Raw genomic sequence first — 17887 nt, forward strand, 5'->3', positions numbered from 1 at the left:
TTGCTTTGAACACTCTTGGCATGTTTTAAATAGGACATAACCGATTGATAAGGAATTCACAGCATGTCCGAGAACAAAACCACTAAACTTATCACTGCCGGTCGTGATAAGAAGTGGACCAATGGTGTTGTTAACCCACCAGTACAACGCGCTTCAACTGTCGTATTTAACTCAGTAGAAGAGAAGCGTAAAGCTACGATTAACCGCGCTAACAAGACCCTTTTTTACGGACGTCGTGGAACCAACACTCATTTTGCCTTCCAAGATGCGATGGTTGAAGTAGAAGGCGGCGCGGGTTGTGCACTGTACCCGTGTGGTACAGCAGCAATTTCGAATGCTATTCTCTCTTTTGTAGAAACAGGTGATCATATTTTAATGGTTGACACCTGCTACGAACCTACTCGTGATTTCTGTGACACCATCATGAAAAAGATGGGGGTAGAGACAACTTACTACGAGCCAACGATTGGTGAAGGCATCCAAGACCTTATCAAGCCAAACACTAAGGTGCTGTTTACTGAGTCTCCAGGCTCTGTCACCATGGAAGTGCAGGATATTCCAACACTAGCGCGTATCGCTCATGAACATGACATCATCGTTATGCTAGACAATACTTGGGCGGCTGGCGTGAACTTCTCACCGTTTGATTTTGGTGTTGATATCTCGATTCAAGCAGCGACCAAATACATCGTGGGTCACTCTGATGTGATGCTAGGTACGGCAGTCGCCAATGAGAAATGCTGGGATCAACTAAGAGAGCAAAGTTACTTGATGGGGCAATGTGTCTCACCTGATGATGCTTATTTAGGGCTTCGCGGCATTCGTACTCTTGATGTGCGTCTACGCCAACACGCAGAAAGCAGCTTGAAGGTCGCAAAATGGTTAGAGACTCGTCCTGAAGTTAACCACGTTCGTCACCCTGCTCTTGAGTCTTGCCCAGGCCATGAATTCTTCAAACGAGATTTTACTGGCGGTAATGGCTTGTTCTCTTTTGTACTAAACAACTCTAATATCAAAGCGACGACAGCGTTACTTGATGGAATGACACATTTTAGTATGGGTTACTCTTGGGGTGGATTTGAAAGTTTGATTCTAGCTAACGAACCAAGCAGTTTTGACAACTTGAGAACTGTTGCCAATCCTAATTTCGAAGGTACCTTGATACGTGTTCATATTGGGTTAGAAGATGTTGATGACCTGATTGCTGATCTAGAGGCGGGATTAGAACGTTATAGCGCTCTGATTTAATCTGAGACGATAGGTCTAATATGCAAAAAAGGCTGGATATTCCTGCCTTTTTCTGTTTAAAGCATAACTCAAAATACTCATATTCAGATACTTCAGCTCATAATACAAACCGCTCATAGTCCAGAAGCTTTCAAAGCCAATATTGAACCTTAAAGCACATCTACTTAAAGATCTCAGAGCGATGAAAAAATGGCTATGAATTTTTCAATTTCTAAGTGATTGTTCCGCTGAAATAAATAACACTTTATTTGTGTGGGCAACCGACTAAATGATCATTGACCATACCTGTTGCTTGCATAAATGCGTAACAGATTGTTTCTCCTACAAACTTAAAGCCTCTCTTCTTCAAAAACTTACTCATCGCTTTAGATTGCTCGGTAGAAGCGGGAACTTGAGACATCTCAGTCCATTGATTCACGATCACTTCATTATCAACAAATTGCCATAAGGCATTAGAAAGAGAGCCGAACTCTTTCTGTAATTCAAGCGTTGCTCGTGCATTGTTGTATACCGAAGCAATCTTACCCCTGTGTTTAACCACATCGAAGTTTTCAATGATGTGCGGCACGTTGTCTTCATTCAGCTCAGCTAGCTTGTTTAGATCGTAATTATCGAACGCGGCACGATAGCCTTCACGCTTTTTAAGGATCGTAATCCAACTCAGACCTGCTTGAGCGCCTTCTAAAGTAATGAACTCAAACAGAACTTGGTCATCATAAACAGGCACGCCCCACTCTGCATCGTGGTACTCCCTTTCAAGCTCATGTTTAAGCGCCCATGCACACGTTCTATCCACTGTATTCGCTTCCATTTCGATAGTCTCTTTTAGTAATCGTACATAAAAATAATGCCCCAATTAGGGGCATTATTTCAAAGGTTAGTTGACGTTAAGCCACTTCAATTTTATGGAATAAACGATACAGCACAGGTACTACGATTAGCGTGAGTACAGTCGCAAAGCCTAAACCAAACATGATGGTTACTGCCATTGGTTTAAAGAAGATATCCGGTAGTAGAGGGATCATACCAAGAATGGTGGTGATCGCTGCCATACATACCGGACGAACACGACTCAGAGCCGCATCAACAACCGCTACATACGGATCTTTACCAGATTTCATCTCAATCTCAATTTGATCAAGTAGTACGATACCGTTCTTCAGAAGCATCCCAGATAGACTCAAGAAGCCCAACAGCGCCATAAAGCCGAATGGTGTATTCAAGGCTAGCAAGCCTGTCGTCACCCCTATCAACGCCAATGGAACCGTTAACCAAACGATCAGAGGCTCTTTCACCGAGTTAAACAAGAACACAGTGATTAAGAACATGAACAAGTAACCCAGAGGCATGGTTGTGAACAGTGACGCCTGTGCATCTGCTGACGACTCATATTCACCCCCCCATTCCAATGAGTAACCCGGAGGCATCTCAATCGCTTCAATCTGTGGTTGTAAGCGTTTCTGTAGAGTTGAGGCCGTCTCTTCACCCAATAGATCAGGATCCGCCATTACCGTTAGCATACGCTTACGGTTCTTACGGATGATCAGTGGATCTTCCCATTCTAGCTCGTAACCTAACGTTACTTGTTGAAGTGGGATGTACTCACTTAATGCTGGGCTCCAGATCTTCATGCCTTCGATGTTACGAATATCGACACGCTCGTCTTCAGGCAAACGAGCCACAATCGGCATTAACGTTGTACCATCACGATACACACCAATCGACTTACCAGAGAAAGACATTGCTAGGAAATCATCAACGTCAGATTTAGTAATACCATAACGACGCGCTTGGCTTTCATTGAACTGAGGCTCTAATACCTTAGTTCTTTCACGCCAATCGTGACGAACGTTAAATGCGCCTTCATCAGCACGCATGATGTCCATCACTTGTGCAGCGATTGAACGTAAAACCGTTGGATCAGAACCCACAATTCGCGCTTCAATTTTCGCACCGCCACCAGGACCTAATTCGATCTGTTTAAGCTTGTAGTCAATCTCTGGGAACTGACCATTTACATGTTCACGGAAGCGTTTCATTAGCCCTTCAAGTACTTCATAACTTTTCACACGAACCGTTATCTCGCCGTAAGCGCTATAACTTTTCTCTGGCGCATAAGTCAGCATGAAACGTTGCAGGCCTTTACCCGCGGTTGTCGTGATATGTTCAACTTCGTCCTGCTCAGCTAGCCAACTCTCAAGCACTTTAAGCTTGGTATTGGTCGCTCGAATATCGGTACCTTCTGGCATCCACACATCCACTTGGAACATAGGTGTGGTTGAAGACGGGAAGAAGGCTTGCTTAACGAAACCAAAACCGTACACACTCGCGCCTAAACCAATAATCAGAACAAACATGGTTAACCAAGCACGCTTCATACAGAACTCAAGGAAGTTTTTGTAGATAACAAAAACCATCCCGTTGTATGGGTCCTTACCTTCGTTATCTGGATCGACCTTCTGACCTTTAAAGAACATGTCGGCAAAGAACGGCGTGAGCGAGATGGCAGTAAACCAACTCAGCATCAAGGAGATCAGTAGCACCGTGAACAAGGTGCCACAGTATTCGCCTGTTGAGTCTTCAGATAAACCAATTGGAGCAAACGCAGTCACCGCAATAACCGTCGCACCAAGCAGCGGCCATTTGGTTTGGGTTACGATATCGGTGGCGGCCTGCATCCGGGTTCGCCCCTTCTGCGTGCCGATCAATATCCCTTCCACCACCACAATGGCATTATCCACCAGCATCCCCAAGGCGATAACCAACGCGCCCAGTGAAATACGTTGTAGGTCGATCTTGAAGTACTGCATGAAAATGAATGTACCGAATACGGTCAATAGCAGTATCAAACCAATCAATAGGCCCGATCTTAGTCCCATGAAGAACAGTAACACCACGATTACGATCGCAACCGCCTGCCCTAAACTCACCACAAATCCGCTTACCGACTTGTCTACCTCTTTAGGTTGGTTATAAACCTCGGAGATGTCGATGCCGACGGGTTGTTGATACTTTAGCTCGGCCAATCTTCGATCAAACGCTTCACCAACCGCTACTACGTTCACGCCTTGCGCAAAAGAGACACCAAGGTTAAGTGCGAGCTTGCCGTTATAGCCAATGATGTTACTTGGCACTTCAACATAACCACGAGTTACATTCGCCACATCTTTTAAATAGATGAGACCTTGAGCACCACCTTCTGTCAGAATTAAATCGCCAAGCTGCTCAACATTCTGGAACTCACCCGTTGGATGGATTCGAATATATTCATCACCAATCCTTACCGCTCCTGCACTTGATACAATATTTTGAGTCGATAAAAGGTTAAATACCGTGCTTGGAGACAGACCCAGAGAGCTTATCCGTTTCATCGATATCTCAATGAACACTTGCTCTTGTTGTTGGCCGGAAACGGAGACTTTACTGACCCCATCAACCAACTCTAGCTCTCGCCTTAGGTAATCAATGTAATCCAGCAGCTCTTTGTAGCTATAGCCATCCCCCGTCACCGCCAGCAAAATACCGTAAACGTCACCGAAATCATCGATGACTTGAGGATCATTGACGCCGGGTGGCAGTTCAACCTTGAGATCATTCACTTTTCGGCGAAGTTCATCCCATATTTGCGGAAGATCATCTGGGCCGTAGTTGTTCTTCATCGTCACCGTTACCTGTGATAGGCCGCGGCTAGAGATAGAGTTCACTTCGTCCACATAGGTAAGTTGTTGAATCGCTTTTTCTAGTGGGTAAGTAACTTCTTCTTCAACTTGTTGAGGTGTGGCCCCTGGGTAAGAGGTCACAACCATCGCATCTTTGATGGTAAAGGCAGGATCTTCTAAACGACCCAAGCCGAAAAAGGCAGAGACACCACCAATAAGAAAGATCAGAGATAGCATCCAGCTAATGACTTTGTTACGTATAAAGTAAGAAGCAACACCTGTGATCTGATCATCACCCTGTTGATCGTCATTTTGGGGCTTGTTATTTACTTCACTCATTGTTCGTCTCCTGAGACAATACTTCCACTGTCATCCCATCTCGCAATCGCGATACGCCTGCAACAACGACATGCTGCCCCATTTCTAATCCTTTCATGATCTGCAATGTTTTCTGATTGGCTTTTCCTATTACGACTTGCTGTTTTGAGACGGTACTGTCGTCATTAAGCACCCATACATAAGAGTTCTGGCGCGTTAAATCATCGCCATCCGCATTAAACACAGCTTCGATTGGGATAAGTACCCCAGCTTTTAACTCCAAGCCGATATCTCGCCCATTTGACGTCACCTCAACGGCCATACCATCCAGAATCAAATCATCTTCCGGCATAGGTAGAGCAAGCGTCACCGTGAACGTGCCCGTGCTTGGGTCAGGTTCAGTGGTAAACTCCTTAATAGCCGCCGTGTATTCATTGCCACTGGGTACTCTTACCACAGCCTCAACATTCGATAACAGCTGTTCGCTAGGCTGATTCACGTAAATCTGGTCAGGCAGTTGGATAACAACCTCAACATCCTCGACACTGTGAATGTTCACGACCTGCTGGCCTACCTGAATATTTTCATATTGATCGACACTGACACGAGAAATGATCCCATCAACAGGAGCACGAAGCTTAGTGAACGACAAGCGCAGTTTTGCGAGTTCCAGCTCGGCATAAGCGATCTGGCGTTGAGCAGCAATTTCATCAAACTGTGACTTCGCCAATAAGCCTTTCTTCACTAGCGGACTTGAACGTCTGTATTGGCTGTTAATTACCGTGTAACGCGCCTGAGCATTGTCGACATCCAGTTGATAATCGGTAGGGTCAAGCTCTGCAATGATGTCTCCTTGTGAAACACGCTCACCTTCTTTCACATCAAGCTTATTGATTTCACCAGCGACTCGAAAGCTGAGATGAGCCTTCTCGGCAGCGTTTGCAACCGCTGGGAAATAGAGTTTGTCGCTAAAGTCGATGACTGAAATCTCGATAGCTTTAACCAAGGGCGTGTTATTCACTTCTACAACTTGTTTATCTTCACAAGCCGTAAGTAAAGCCAAACACGACAGTCCAGCGGCCACTTTAAGTGTTTTCATGTTATAGCCCCCTTTCCTTGATCCACTCTCGAACTTTAACGCCCGGTTCAAGACCATTAACACCAGAAGTTACGATGCGATCACCATCGTTCAACCCTGAAACAATATGGCGCTTTTCATCGATGATGATTGCGACATTTTCAACAATACCGTCGCTATTCACGCGCCACACAGAGACATCATCGCCATCAGTCATCATTGCTGATGTGGGAATTTTTGTGGCGGCTGCTAACGCTGAAACTAAATGAACTGTGCCTGACATACCCGGCAAAATACCAACATCGGTGGGTCTTTCCATTACCATGGTGACTTTGTACGACCCGGTTTTGGGATCCGCTTCAGTATCAACTTCTTGGAATGCTAAAGCGTAGGAGCTACCAGGGAAAGCATCAAAAACCATGGTTGCATCCGTCTCAAACCCTGAAGAAAAGCGCGTGATAAGTTGGTCGGGTAATAAGAATACGACTTTGAGGATTTGATTCGTTTGAATATTCATCACGCCTTGTTTAGCCGCAATGTATTCATGGTTTTCAGCAGGAATGATGGAAATGGTTCCGTCATACGGCGCAACCAAAGTGGTGTAGCGAAGATTCGCGTTAGCTTGATTAAGCACCGCGCGAGCTGAATTGTGGTTCGCTTTCGCTTGGTCGAAATCTTGCTCTGATACCACACGATCTTTACGAAGTTTGATCGCACGTTGATATTGAACATCGGCTAGCTGAAAATTCGCTTTTGCTTGCTTCTCGAGTAGTTGATATTCATCGGGATTTAACTTAGCAAGCTCGTCGCCTTTAGACACGTGCTGCCCAGCGGTCACATCGATGCTCTGCAATAACCCAGGAACACGGAATGCGAGTACCGCTCTGTCACCAGCTTCTGTGGTGGCTGGAAAGCTACGTTCAAAAGCATTACTACCGACGGAGACAGTGAAGAGTTTGGCGGGTCTAGAATCAGGTTCAGGTACGGGAGGAAGCTCCTTACCACACCCAGACAACCCAGCTAAGGCTGTCAATAGGACAACGGAGGCTCTATACATTAGTGATCATCCATAACTATAAATATTTTTATAACATAGATTAATTACATGTAACTTACCAGTTATCGTAAGATTTATTTAGACAAAATTATTAAAAAAAATAACGGCTTGGAATAAATTTTCCTAAACCGTTATCTAATGTTTTTCAGGTTTACCACTACATGTTCTTAAATGCGCGGTCGACTTTGAAAGTATCCGAAGTCACATAAGCTTCCATGTTGCGGACACTGGTCTCTAACTTCTGGAAATCACCCTCTAAAGTGTTCAATAGCGACTCTGCAGTTTGCCCTTTTTCCCAAGGCTTTTGCTTCAGCGTATGCTCTTGTTTCGCCTTCATTTGGTCGACATACTGAGGTGGTTGTTTTTCAAGCATAAATGTCAAAGCTAAATACGCTAATAACACCAGAAAACTACCACCAAGCAGTGCTGCTGAGATAACTAAGATGCGAACCAACCACACTTCAAGGCCAAAATAGTTCGCTAACCCTGCACACACACCAGACAATTTGCCGTTAATCGTGTCGCGATACAGTTCTCTACTCATAGTTTCGTCTCCAGTTAGGCGACTCCGCATCCAGTATTTTTTCTAGCGTTTTCACTCGGTCTTGCATGGATTCGGCTTGCGCAGAAAGCTTATGCAGACGTTGAAGATCCGTTTCAGAAAGACCATTGCTGGATTTCTTCTTGCTGCGGTAATGTAAGAATAACCATAGCGGTGCCACGAAGATTAAAAAGACAATCAGTGGACCTGCAATTAGAAATGTTGACATAGACAACTCCTAGATTATTTATCGCGGTTTTCAACTTGTTGCTTCAGTTTCGCTAGCTCTTTTTCGATTTCATCTTGAGCTTGTAGCTCGGCAAACTCTTGGTCTAAAGATTTTGCGTTGCCAGTCTTAGCGTAAACGTCCGCTTCAGCTTCTAATTCATCCACTTTACGCGAGAATTGCTCAAACTTCGCCATTGCTTCGTTGGTTTTGCTTGAGTGCAGGTGTTTTTGAACATCACGACGGTTGCTTGCCGCATTGTTACGAATCATTAATGCTTGTTGCTTTGCACGAGTTTCTGCGATCTTTGTTTCAAGTTTACCAATTTCACTCGTCAATTTTTCGATGGTTTCATGAACCAAGGTTTGTTCGGTGTGAAGGCTCTTGATGATGTCTTCCAGTTTTTGCTTTTCGATTAGCGCCGCTCTCGCCAAATCTTCGCGTTGTTTGGTCAGGGCAAGTGTCGCTTTATTTTGCCAATCTAGAATCTGTGTTTCGATAGCTTCTACTTTACGCGCTAGCTCTTTCTTGTCAGCAATTGCTTTTGCTGAGTTGGTACGAACTTCAACTAAGGTGTCTTCCATTTCTTGGATAATAAGACGAATCATCTTTTCTGGATCTTCAGCCTTATCTAATAGTGCACTGATGTTTGAATTTACAATGTCTGCAAAGCGAGAAAAAATACCCATGAGGAACTCCTTAATTACAATGATGGCAAATGCGTTTCAAATCGTTGTGCGACTTTATCAATCCACTTGCTCAAAAATTTACGTTTGTTGTTAAACCTACCATAAATAATCCAAGTAGCGTGCCAACTTTTAAGCCATTTATTATCAGTTACTTACAATAAAATGGTGATTAACTCGAACCATGCTATGATGAATTTAGCCAAGTATTGGTATTTTTCACCACTATGGCTCTTACATGACCTCTCCAGCGATTAATTCATACAAGGACCCGCTATGCAGCAGAACCTCATTGGTGAATCACCTAGCTTTCTCTCTGTGTTAGATAAAGTTTCCCAACTCGCACCAATAGAAAGACCCATTCTGATCATTGGCGAACGTGGCACAGGTAAAGAGTTGATCGCACAAAGACTGCATTACCTTTCAAGACGTTGGGATCAACCTTTGATCTCATTGAACTGCTCAACCTTAAGTGAAGGTTTGATTGATTCAGAACTGTTTGGTCATGAATCGGGATCCTTTACGGGTTCGAAAGGGCGTCATCAAGGTCGTTTTGAAAGAGCAGAAGGCGGAACGCTGTTTCTGGATGAGCTGGCGACCACTCCCCTTGCGGTTCAAGAGAAACTACTGCGCGTTATTGAATACGGGCAATATGAACGTGTCGGTGGGCAAAAGGCGCTAAGTGCCAATGTCAGACTGGTGTGTGCAACCAATGCCGACTTACCAGACATGGCATTAAAGGGCGAATTCCGAGCAGACCTATTAGATAGACTGGCGTTTGACGTCATTACTATCCCTCCTTTGCGTGAGCGAAAAGAAGACATCATGCTACTGGCAGAATATTACGCCATTAAGATGTGTCGTGAATTGGAATTGGAGTTGTTTGTTGGCTTTGCCCCCTCTGCCGTTGAATCGCTTTTGGATTATTCTTGGCCAGGGAATGTACGAGAACTCAAAAACGTCATTGAGCGAGCTATCTATCAGCACGGAAAAGATCCATATCCTATTGAATATTTGGTGTTTAACCCATTTAAACCCGCATGGAAAACAGAGCAAGATTCCTCTCCGGAAACTGGCAATGAGCCGTCTAACAGCCATACTTCATCAGAGAGCTTGTTTTCTTTGCCGCTTGATTACAAAGCATGGCAAGAACAACAAGACATCAAGCTACTCAACCAAGCCCTCAAACAGAGCAAATATAACCAGAAACAAGCCGCAGAATTACTTGGGTTAACCTACAACCAATTACGTGGAATGGTGAGGAAGTACGCGATTGTCGGACAAGCTAACGATAAATAGCTGTCCACGCTTGATTATTATTTGGAGCCGAATAAATAAAATGTTAAATTGTCCGGATCTTGAGGCTCCTCTAACGCCTCGTTTCGAAAAGTATTTCTTTTTATGAAAGCACTAATAAGACTATCACTGAGCATCTGCACGTTGAGCTTTCTCGCTGGATGTGGTGAGAGTGTGAATCACGAGCAAATCCGTGAAAAAGGCTTCATTTATTGCGGCCAAGGTAATCCTAGTACCTTCAATCCACAGCTAGTTGATAGTGGCATTACCGCAGAATCGCTGAGTCCTCAAATCTTCGATACACTGCTCACTCTTGATCCGATGACGTACCGACCAAAACAGAACTTAGCGACAAGTTGGTCTGTTGATAAATCAGGTACAGAATACACGTTCAAACTGCGCCCAAATGTTGCGTTCCAAACCACAGACTGGTTCACCCCAACTCGTAGCATGAATGCACAAGATGTGGTGTTTAGCTTTGAACGTGTCATTGATAGTTCAAACCCATTTCATTATGTGGGTGGCGGCCTATACCCATGGTTTGCCGGAATCGACTTCAAAAACCTGATTGTCGATATCACCGCAGTTGATGACCTAACGGTGAAATTCCAATTAAGTCGCCCAGACAATTCGTTTCTCAATAACATCGCCACCAGCTATGCAGTCATTCACTCTAAGGAGTATGCCAATCAGCTCATTGCAGCGGATGAGAAAAATCGAATCGATTCCAATCCAGTCGGCACTGGCCCTTTCTACTTAGATGAATACCAAATCAACGACCTAGTGCGCTTGAAAAAGAACAAGCACTACTGGAAAGGTGAAGTACAAATGGACCAAGTTGTGTTCGATACTTCGCAACGTGGAACAGGCACACTTGCCAAGCTTCTGCGTAGTGAGTGTGACGTGCTCAACTCACCAATTTCTAGCCAAATCCCTATTATTCAGGCTCATGAAGAGTTGAAGATTTCTGCTACTCCGGCGGTTAATGTCTCTTTCATCGCGCTGAATACTGAGCACCCTGCACTGCGTGACTCTCGAGTTCGTAAAGCGCTCAACTTAGCCATCAATCGTCAGAACATTCTTGATTCTGTGTATTACGGTACAGGAACCAAAGCCTACACCTTGCTTCCTCCGACTTCTTGGGCTCACCAAAAAGACAGCGTTCAGGTTCGCTATGACCGAAACTACGCCTTAGCGCTTCTTAAAGAAGCCGGTGTTGAACCAGGTTTAGAGCTTTCAATGTGGGTACCGCTAGAACCAAGAGCATACAACCCAAGCCCGAGAAAAACGGCAGAGCTTATCCAAGCTAACTTTGCCGATATCGGTGTTGAACTGAAACTCTATACCGACGACCGATTCGACCGTACACAGCTATCATCGATTGCCTCAACAGATCTGCTTCTTACTGGTTGGATAGGCAATACCGGAGATCCTGATAATTTCTTGCGTCCTTTACTCTCTTGCAGCTCTGAACGTGCCGGGCTAAACGTCTCTATGTGGTGTAATTCGGATTTTGATTTCCTTCTCGACTTAGCCTTGGAAATAAATCAACAAAGGCACCGTGTGAACCTGTATCGACAAGCCCAAAACATATTGAACGAAGAAGTTCCTGTGATACCTCTCGCACACGGCGTGCAATTCCGCGTCCACGATCGTTCACTGACCGGTTTCAAACAGAGCCCGTTCAACGCTCAACCTTTTGATCAAGTCAGAAGAGAGGTGAACTGATGTTTTGGTATACATTAAGACGTGTAAATTTATTTGTTATTACGCTTGCGATCCTGACTTTAGTGGGCTTTTCGCTACTTCGACTAGACCAAACTTCTCCTTGGGCAATTCAAGATTTCTGGCCCGGTTGGATTAGCTATATTACTGAGTTATCGACCCTTAATTTTGGCCTAAGTAAACACGGTGCACCTATCATCGATGAACTTGCCATCGTATTCCCAGCAACGTTAGAACTGTGTTTCTTTGCTTTCGTTCTGGCTCTATTTATTGGCATTCCTTTCGGCACCATCGCCGGTATGAGACAAGGTAAATTGGTCGATACCACGATCTCGTTTACCTCAATGGCAGGTTACTCTGCTCCTATATTTTGGGTCGCGTTGTTGATGATCATGGTGTTTTCACTGCACTTTGAAATGTTCCCTGTTGGCGGTCGCTATGATCTGCTTTACGAGATTGAACACGTAACTGGGTTTGCCATGATCGATGCCTTTTTTGCAGAAGGTCGATACCGAGCACATGCACTACAAAGTGTTATCGAGCATATGGCGTTACCTTGTCTTGTTTTAGCGTTAGCCCCGACAACTCAAGTTATCCGACTGATGAGATCATCGGTGGCTGAAGTGATGACGCAAAACTACATCCGCGCGGCACGTATTAAAGGTCTGTCTACCAGAGAGATCGTCATGCAACACGTATTAAGAAATGCGATCCCACCGATCATTCCGAAAGTCGGCGTTCAACTATCAAGTATGTTAACGCTCGCTATTATTACCGAATCCATCTTTAACTGGCCTGGTATTGGCCGCTGGTTGCTAGATGCTCTTTCGAATCAAGATTACGTTTCGATTCAAGCTGGCGTAATTGTAGTAGCGACACTGGTTTTGACCGCAAACATTCTGTCCGATCTATTGGGCGCAATGGTTAACCCACTGGTAAGGAAGGAATGGTATGCTAACAAATAACGTCTACCAAGAAGAGCAAGTTCCAACCCAGTTCGAACGTTTCTGGCGCAGCTTTCGCAGCAATAATCTAGCTATGTTTGGCTTGTGGTGTTTGGTGCTTATCATTCTGGTCACCGTCACTTCACCGTGGCTAGCCCCGCATGATGCACAAGAACAAACCGGTCACCTATTAACGCCGCCCTCTTGGGATCCTGCGGGAACGGTAGAATACTTTTTGGGTACGGATGACTTAGGCAGAGATATTCTCTCTCGCCTAATAATTGGCTCTCAGTTAACCTTCGGCGCCGCGGTGGTGATTACCTTTATCGCAGCCGTCATTGGTTGTCTGATTGGCGTACTTGCTGGTATGACGCGCGGTTTACTATCAAGCACGCTAAACCACCTGCTTGATACTGTTATGTCGATTCCATCTCTTCTGCTGGCGATTATCTTCGTGGCATTCCTTGGCTTTGGGGAGTTTAATATCTTGCTCGCCTTGTGCTTGGCACTGATCCCGCGCTTTATACGCTCGGTGTACATTGCCGTGCATGCTGAAGTAGAAAAAGACTATATTCTGGCTTCTCGCCTTGATGGTGCGAACGATTTTTACCTGCTATGGAACTCAATCCTTCCGAACATCCTTACCGTGATCGCTCTTGAAGTTACGCTGGCACTGTCAGTCGCAATTCTTGATATCACGGCTTTAGGTTTCCTAGGGCTTGGCGCTCAAGCACCGAGTACCGAATGGGGCTCCATCTTGGGTGATTCGGTCGAGTTGATTTACCTTGCGCCATGGACAGTTACCCTACCCGGCTTAGCTATTATGTTTACAGTTATCGTGATTAACCTCGTCGGTGAAGGTGTTCGCCAAGCGCTAAATGCAGGAATCGAATAATGCCGTTACTTGATATTCGACATCTAACCATCGAGATTGAGACCCCTCAAGGGATGGTTAAAGCCGTAGATCGAATGAGTATTACCCTCAATGAAGGGGAAATTCGTGGCTTAGTAGGTGAATCAGGCTCAGGTAAGAGTTTGGTTGCAAAAGCGATCGTCGGAGTATGTAAAGAAAACTGGAAGGTTTCTGCAGACCGAATGCGCTTAGGTAATATCGACCTACTGCAACTGACGCCGAAAGAAAGACGCCGAGTGATCGCCCGCGATATCGCAATGATCTTCCAAGAGCCATCAACGTGTCTTGACCCTTCTGAAAAAGTAGGTAACCAGCTCGTTGAAGCGATCCCTTCCCATTCGTTTGAAGGTCGTTGGTGGCAACGATTTAAGTGGCGTAAGAAGCAAGCGATCGCATTACTACACAAAGTCGGCATCAAAGACCACTCTCGCCTAATGGACAGTTACTCTTATGAGCTGACAGATGGTGAGTGTCAAAAAGTCATGATCGCAATGGCGATCGCTGCCAAGCCAAAAGTCTTGATTGCTGACGAGCCAACCAACGATTTAGACCCAATTACACAGTCTCAAATATTGCGTCTTTTGAGTCGTATGAACCAGATCAATAACACCACCATCGTGTTGATCGGCCATGACTTAACCACCATTACCCAATGGGCGACTCGCATTACCGTGATGTACTGTGGTCAATCGGTAGAATCCGCTGATACACCGAAGCTGTTGGATGCACCAAAGCACCCGTACACCGTTGCTTTGTTAAAAGCGATGCCAGACTTTAACGACTGGATTCCCCACAAGGAGAAGCTCCAGTCTTTGCCGGGGTCAATTCCACCGCTGCAACATCTTCCTATTGGTTGTCGATTAGGGCCTCGCTGCCCATACGCACAAAGGCAGTGTGTCGAGATCCCACATACGAAACGTATCAAGAACCATAAGTTCAACTGTCACTTCCCTCTGAATATGGAGAAGAAAAAGAAATCATGAGTGCATTATTAGAAGTCAGTGATTTGTCTAAAGACTTTACGACTCGCTCTGGTCTTTTCCGTAAAAAGATTCATCAGGCGGTGAAGCCAGTTAGCTTTTCTCTTGAAGCAGGCCAGACAATTGGTTTTATCGGCCAGAATGGTTCTGGCAAATCAACATTAGCCAGAATGCTCGCAGGCATGGTGGAGCCAACCGCAGGCGAGATCCGCGTGAATGGCGAAAAGCTAGAGCACAAAGACTACTCGACTCGTTGTAAGCTGATTCGAATGATCTTCCAAGATCCGAATACGTCACTTAACCCGCGCATTCAGATCGGTCGAATTCTTGAAGGTCCATTAAAGCGAAACACCAACATGCCTCCAGAAGCTCGTATGCGTCGTGTGAAAGACACACTACTGCGCGTAGGCCTTCTACCGGAACATGCGTATTTCTACCCTCAGATGCTTGCTGCAGGCCAGAAACAAAGGGTTTGTTTGGCTCGTGCCTTAATACTTCAGCCATCCATCATTGTTGCTGATGAAGCTTTAAATGGTTTGGACATGGCAATGCGCTCGCAAATCATCAATCTGTTCTTAGAGTTACAAGAAGAGATGGGCGTATCGTTCGTTTATGTATCTCAACACCTCGGTATTGTTAAGCACATTACCGACAAGATTATTGTCATGCATGAAGGCAATGTGGTTGAGAGTGGGGAAACAGATCAAGTGCTAACCAATCCAACTCACCAAATCACCCAAAGATTGGTTGAGAGCCATTTCTCCAAAGCGCCGAACCACTAACCTGGAATCACGCTACATTTAGCAGAGGGGAAAAGTATGTATCGAACAGCTTCAATGCTTCCCCTCTTGTTGGTGCTGTTGTCCTTTAACGCGACAAGCACACCGCTCACATGGCTAGATAGAAGCTTCGTCGAAACTGCCTTTTATAACGTCGCGCTTCAACACGAATACTCCCAAGGCAACAAACCGCTCGCCAAGTGGAAACAACCGATCAAGATTTGGATCGATCATCGAGTGGGCGATGAGGAACTGCATCAAGAGATCACAGAGCTTCATATCAAACACTTATCTGAAGTCACCCAACATCCAATAACAATCGTCAGTAAAGAGTCCGAAGCGAACGTTAAATGGATATACACAAGGCAGAGCCAGTGGGTATCTGAGGCGAAATCGGTGCTCAAGCTCAAATCAACTCAACATTTAAATAGCGCCATCTGCACGGCGGGCTATAGAACCAATTCTAAAGGCGAGATTGTATACGCTGGGATTGTAATCCCGGTTGATCAGGCAAGATCGCGAGGTAAGCTGGTCGCCTGTATCGTGGAAGAGATCACACAAGTTCTAGGCCTGCCGAATGATTCAGATAAAGCCTACCCTTCTATTTTCAACGACCACACGCCAGAAGACTTATTATCGCCGTTAGACGTAGTGCTACTGCAATTGCTGTATGAACCAGAATTGAAAGCTGGAATGACAAAATCTGAAGTAAAACCTATCGTTCGAAAGATACTCAAGAGATACAGCAAAACAGGTGTGCTTCAGCAAGCTTCTAAAGCCGCACAGCAAGCGCCTTTGTATCAGTTGATTGGGTATTGACGAATATACGTTGGAAGTAACTTAGATGGGATAATTGAATGATAGCGCTGCCTAAGAAAGGCAACGCTGACTTACGATGTTACTGTATTACGAAAGAACTAGCGCTTAGCTGCCTGCTTTTTCAATTCGAAGTCGAACTCATCCGGGAACAAGATAACGCCTTCTTCTTGCTCGTTCGGGAATACTACAACAGCAAGTTCGTCGTCTTCTAGACCGTTCGTCCAGCGACTGTGCCATTTGTTCAACGAAATAGACTCAGCTTTACACTCAGACCAATCACCCGTTGCCCATGATTCTGCGAACTCTTGGTTTGGCCATACTGGAACACAATCTTCATCTTCTGTGTTCAGCATTACACAACCGTGTTCATCGGTTAAGATCCATACTTCACGGTTTGCTACGATTTCTTTCACACAGTATTTCAGGCGTTGCTCGCCCGTATACTTGTTGATTTCAGCGATTTTTTTATCGTCTAGCTGTGTAGTCATCTTAATTTCCTACTTTAGTCAGTAACTTTGCTCTTAAAGCTATTTTATGCCGAGTGTTGTTAACTTCAAACATTATCGATGAAGAAGAAAGTCTACTTCAAAGAAAAACGCCTGCTAAATAAGCAGGCGTTTAATATTAAGCGACTTGATTAAACAAGCTCACCTTGTAGCCAAGGCCAGCCTTGCTTCTTACGGCTTAGTGTATTTTCCATCATTAATACGCCGCCTTTCTCGTGCTTAACCAATTTCTCAGCCCACTCACCTTTGTATAGAAGACGAGTTTGAGCAGTAGTGATATCTGTTAGCATTACCGCAGCGAACGCTAGACCGTCTTTCTCACAACGCTCTTCAAGATCAGCTTCTAGCGCTTCGATCATGCCGTCTACTTGCTCAAGAGTCGCAAGTTCAACTTGACCAACAACAACATCACGACCGTTGAATGGGTAGCCTTTAAGGTCTTTTTCTACTAGCTGTGCAGCAGATAGGCCTTCGATGTTTGTTTTTGCGATTAGAAGCGCTTTGATGAATGCATCAACGTCAGTTACGCCAGCAATTTCAGCAAGCTCAGCAACCGCGTCTTTGTCTTTTTGAGTACATGTTGGAGAAGCGAAACCAACTGTGTCTGAAAGAATTGCAGACATCATTAGTTTAGCGATTTGTTGAGAGATTGCGTGACCTTCAATCTTGAACATGTTGAAAAGTACAGTGTTTGTACAACCAACAGGCCAGATCCAAGCTTCCATTGGGTTTACTGTCATCACGTCGCCTAGACGGTGGTGATCAACAATACCTACGATCTCTGCATCAGCAACATCATCTGGTGCTTGTGCTAGATCTGAGTAGTCTACTAGCCAGATTTTCTCACCAGCAACAGAAGTACGAAGCTCTGGCTTTTCAGCACCAGCGACTTCTAGAATGTGTTGAGTTTCGCGGTTGATCTCGCCTTGGCGAATTGGTGTCGCTTCCTCGCCACGAGCCTTAAGAAGCTCAGTTGCAACTAACGCACTACAAATACTGTCACTATCAGGGTTTTTGTGACCAACAACTAAAATCATGTTTCTTCCTATTACACTAACAATTATGACTCTACCTTTAGAGCCTCTCTTTATTAGCCATACTTTACCTCATTT

17 protein-coding genes are annotated in these 17887 nt (G+C 45.0%); 8 read left to right on the top strand and 9 right to left on the bottom strand.

The features are described from left to right. The first annotated feature begins 63 nt into the window (after window positions 1-63). On the top strand, window positions 64-1248 hold the full coding sequence (locus tag ACED46_RS01645; protein ID WP_371720798.1) for a cystathionine beta-lyase: 1185 nt from the start codon (window positions 64-66) through the stop codon (window positions 1246-1248). A 244-nt stretch (window positions 1249-1492) separates the two neighbouring features. On the opposite strand, the gene ACED46_RS01650 is transcribed toward ACED46_RS01645, so the two are convergent. The 7 genes from ACED46_RS01650 to pspA all read right to left on the bottom strand — a co-directional run bounded on the left by ACED46_RS01650 (window position 1493) and on the right by pspA (window position 8816). Then, window positions 1493-2059, bottom strand: a complete 567-nt coding sequence (locus ACED46_RS01650; RefSeq protein ID WP_017065337.1) for a DNA-3-methyladenine glycosylase I — start codon at window positions 2057-2059, stop codon at window positions 1493-1495. Between the two features lie 76 nt (window positions 2060-2135). Then, complete coding sequence (locus ACED46_RS01655; protein WP_017065336.1) at window positions 2136-5246, bottom strand: efflux RND transporter permease subunit; 3111 nt, start codon at window positions 5244-5246, stop codon at window positions 2136-2138. Further along, window positions 5239-6324, bottom strand: coding sequence for an efflux RND transporter periplasmic adaptor subunit (locus tag ACED46_RS01660; RefSeq protein ID WP_029222096.1), 1086 nt, complete (start codon window positions 6322-6324; stop codon window positions 5239-5241). The genes ACED46_RS01655 and ACED46_RS01660 overlap by 8 nt, the downstream gene beginning before the upstream one ends. Before the next feature lies 1 nt (window position 6325). Further along, entirely contained in the window at window positions 6326-7360 is a 1035-nt protein-coding gene (locus tag ACED46_RS01665) for an efflux RND transporter periplasmic adaptor subunit (RefSeq protein WP_102429172.1), read from the bottom strand. Window positions 7361-7517: 157 nt separating this feature from the next. Further along, on the bottom strand, window positions 7518-7904 hold the full coding sequence (gene pspC, locus ACED46_RS01670; RefSeq protein WP_371720799.1) for an envelope stress response membrane protein PspC: 387 nt from the start codon (window positions 7902-7904) through the stop codon (window positions 7518-7520). Continuing rightward, complete coding sequence (gene pspB, locus ACED46_RS01675; protein ID WP_004734605.1) at window positions 7897-8130, bottom strand: envelope stress response membrane protein PspB; 234 nt, start codon at window positions 8128-8130, stop codon at window positions 7897-7899. The genes pspC and pspB overlap by 8 nt, the downstream gene beginning before the upstream one ends. Window positions 8131-8144: 14 nt before the next feature. Beyond that, entirely contained in the window at window positions 8145-8816 is a 672-nt protein-coding gene (gene pspA / locus ACED46_RS01680) for a phage shock protein PspA (protein ID WP_010440091.1), read from the bottom strand. Between the two features lie 273 nt (window positions 8817-9089). Here pspA and pspF point away from each other — a divergent pair, with 273 nt between their 5' ends. The 7 genes from pspF to ACED46_RS01715 all read left to right on the top strand — a co-directional run bounded on the left by pspF (window position 9090) and on the right by ACED46_RS01715 (window position 16269). After that, a complete protein-coding gene (gene pspF, locus ACED46_RS01685) occupies window positions 9090-10112 on the top strand; it encodes a phage shock protein operon transcriptional activator (protein ID WP_017060309.1) in 1023 nt (340 codons plus the stop codon). A 102-nt stretch (window positions 10113-10214) separates the two neighbouring features. Then, window positions 10215-11837, top strand: coding sequence for an ABC transporter substrate-binding protein SapA (gene sapA, locus ACED46_RS01690; protein WP_371720800.1), 1623 nt, complete (start codon window positions 10215-10217; stop codon window positions 11835-11837). Continuing rightward, complete coding sequence (locus ACED46_RS01695; RefSeq protein ID WP_010440077.1) at window positions 11837-12799, top strand: ABC transporter permease subunit; 963 nt, start codon at window positions 11837-11839, stop codon at window positions 12797-12799. The genes sapA and ACED46_RS01695 overlap by 1 nt, the downstream gene beginning before the upstream one ends. Beyond that, complete coding sequence (sapC, locus tag ACED46_RS01700) at window positions 12786-13673, top strand: putrescine export ABC transporter permease SapC (protein WP_371720801.1); 888 nt, start codon at window positions 12786-12788, stop codon at window positions 13671-13673. Before ACED46_RS01695 ends, sapC begins: the two co-directional genes overlap by 14 nt. Further along, complete coding sequence (locus ACED46_RS01705; RefSeq protein WP_017060305.1) at window positions 13673-14674, top strand: oligopeptide/dipeptide ABC transporter ATP-binding protein; 1002 nt, start codon at window positions 13673-13675, stop codon at window positions 14672-14674. Before sapC ends, ACED46_RS01705 begins: the two co-directional genes overlap by 1 nt. Continuing rightward, a complete protein-coding gene (locus tag ACED46_RS01710; RefSeq protein WP_017060304.1) occupies window positions 14671-15453 on the top strand; it encodes an ATP-binding cassette domain-containing protein in 783 nt (260 codons plus the stop codon). The genes ACED46_RS01705 and ACED46_RS01710 overlap by 4 nt, the downstream gene beginning before the upstream one ends. Before the next feature lie 36 nt (window positions 15454-15489). Further along, complete coding sequence (locus ACED46_RS01715) at window positions 15490-16269, top strand: DUF2927 domain-containing protein (protein WP_029235328.1); 780 nt, start codon at window positions 15490-15492, stop codon at window positions 16267-16269. A 98-nt stretch (window positions 16270-16367) separates the two neighbouring features. Here ACED46_RS01715 and ACED46_RS01720 read toward each other — a convergent pair whose 3' ends face one another. Both ACED46_RS01720 and ACED46_RS01725 read right to left on the bottom strand, forming a co-directional pair. Further along, window positions 16368-16757: a DUF2750 domain-containing protein gene (locus tag ACED46_RS01720; RefSeq protein WP_004734596.1), complete on the bottom strand. Its 390-nt coding sequence runs from the start codon at window positions 16755-16757 to the stop codon at window positions 16368-16370. A 149-nt stretch (window positions 16758-16906) separates the two neighbouring features. Next, window positions 16907-17812, bottom strand: a complete 906-nt coding sequence (locus ACED46_RS01725; RefSeq protein WP_017065328.1) for a manganese-dependent inorganic pyrophosphatase — start codon at window positions 17810-17812, stop codon at window positions 16907-16909. Window positions 17813-17887: the final 75 nt, after the last annotated feature.

The sequence above is a fragment of the Vibrio sp. 1S139 genome (assembly GCF_041439475.1).
Classification (GTDB): domain Bacteria; phylum Pseudomonadota; class Gammaproteobacteria; order Enterobacterales; family Vibrionaceae; genus Vibrio; species Vibrio crassostreae_C.

Excerpts from the sequence above, each read along its gene's own strand:
- ACED46_RS01645 (WP_371720798.1), top strand. The coding sequence starts at position 64 with ATGTCCGAGAACAAAACCACTAAACTTATCACTGCCGGTCGTGATAAG.
- ACED46_RS01650 (WP_017065337.1), bottom strand. The coding sequence starts at position 2,059 with ATGGAAGCGAATACAGTGGATAGAACGTGTGCATGGGCGCTTAAACAT.
- ACED46_RS01655 (WP_017065336.1), bottom strand. The coding sequence starts at position 5,246 with ATGAGTGAAGTAAATAACAAGCCCCAAAATGACGATCAACAGGGTGAT.
- ACED46_RS01660 (WP_029222096.1), bottom strand. The coding sequence starts at position 6,324 with ATGAAAACACTTAAAGTGGCCGCTGGACTGTCGTGTTTGGCTTTACTT.
- ACED46_RS01665 (WP_102429172.1), bottom strand. The coding sequence starts at position 7,360 with ATGTATAGAGCCTCCGTTGTCCTATTGACAGCCTTAGCTGGGTTGTCT.
- pspC (WP_371720799.1), bottom strand. The coding sequence starts at position 7,904 with ATGAGTAGAGAACTGTATCGCGACACGATTAACGGCAAATTGTCTGGT.
- pspB (WP_004734605.1), bottom strand. The coding sequence starts at position 8,130 with ATGTCAACATTTCTAATTGCAGGTCCACTGATTGTCTTTTTAATCTTC.
- pspA (WP_010440091.1), bottom strand. The coding sequence starts at position 8,816 with ATGGGTATTTTTTCTCGCTTTGCAGACATTGTAAATTCAAACATCAGT.
- pspF (WP_017060309.1), top strand. The coding sequence starts at position 9,090 with ATGCAGCAGAACCTCATTGGTGAATCACCTAGCTTTCTCTCTGTGTTA.
- sapA (WP_371720800.1), top strand. The coding sequence starts at position 10,215 with ATGAAAGCACTAATAAGACTATCACTGAGCATCTGCACGTTGAGCTTT.
- ACED46_RS01695 (WP_010440077.1), top strand. The coding sequence starts at position 11,837 with ATGTTTTGGTATACATTAAGACGTGTAAATTTATTTGTTATTACGCTT.
- sapC (WP_371720801.1), top strand. The coding sequence starts at position 12,786 with ATGCTAACAAATAACGTCTACCAAGAAGAGCAAGTTCCAACCCAGTTC.
- ACED46_RS01705 (WP_017060305.1), top strand. The coding sequence starts at position 13,673 with ATGCCGTTACTTGATATTCGACATCTAACCATCGAGATTGAGACCCCT.
- ACED46_RS01710 (WP_017060304.1), top strand. The coding sequence starts at position 14,671 with ATGAGTGCATTATTAGAAGTCAGTGATTTGTCTAAAGACTTTACGACT.
- ACED46_RS01715 (WP_029235328.1), top strand. The coding sequence starts at position 15,490 with ATGTATCGAACAGCTTCAATGCTTCCCCTCTTGTTGGTGCTGTTGTCC.
- ACED46_RS01720 (WP_004734596.1), bottom strand. The coding sequence starts at position 16,757 with ATGACTACACAGCTAGACGATAAAAAAATCGCTGAAATCAACAAGTAT.
- ACED46_RS01725 (WP_017065328.1), bottom strand. The coding sequence starts at position 17,812 with ATGATTTTAGTTGTTGGTCACAAAAACCCTGATAGTGACAGTATTTGT.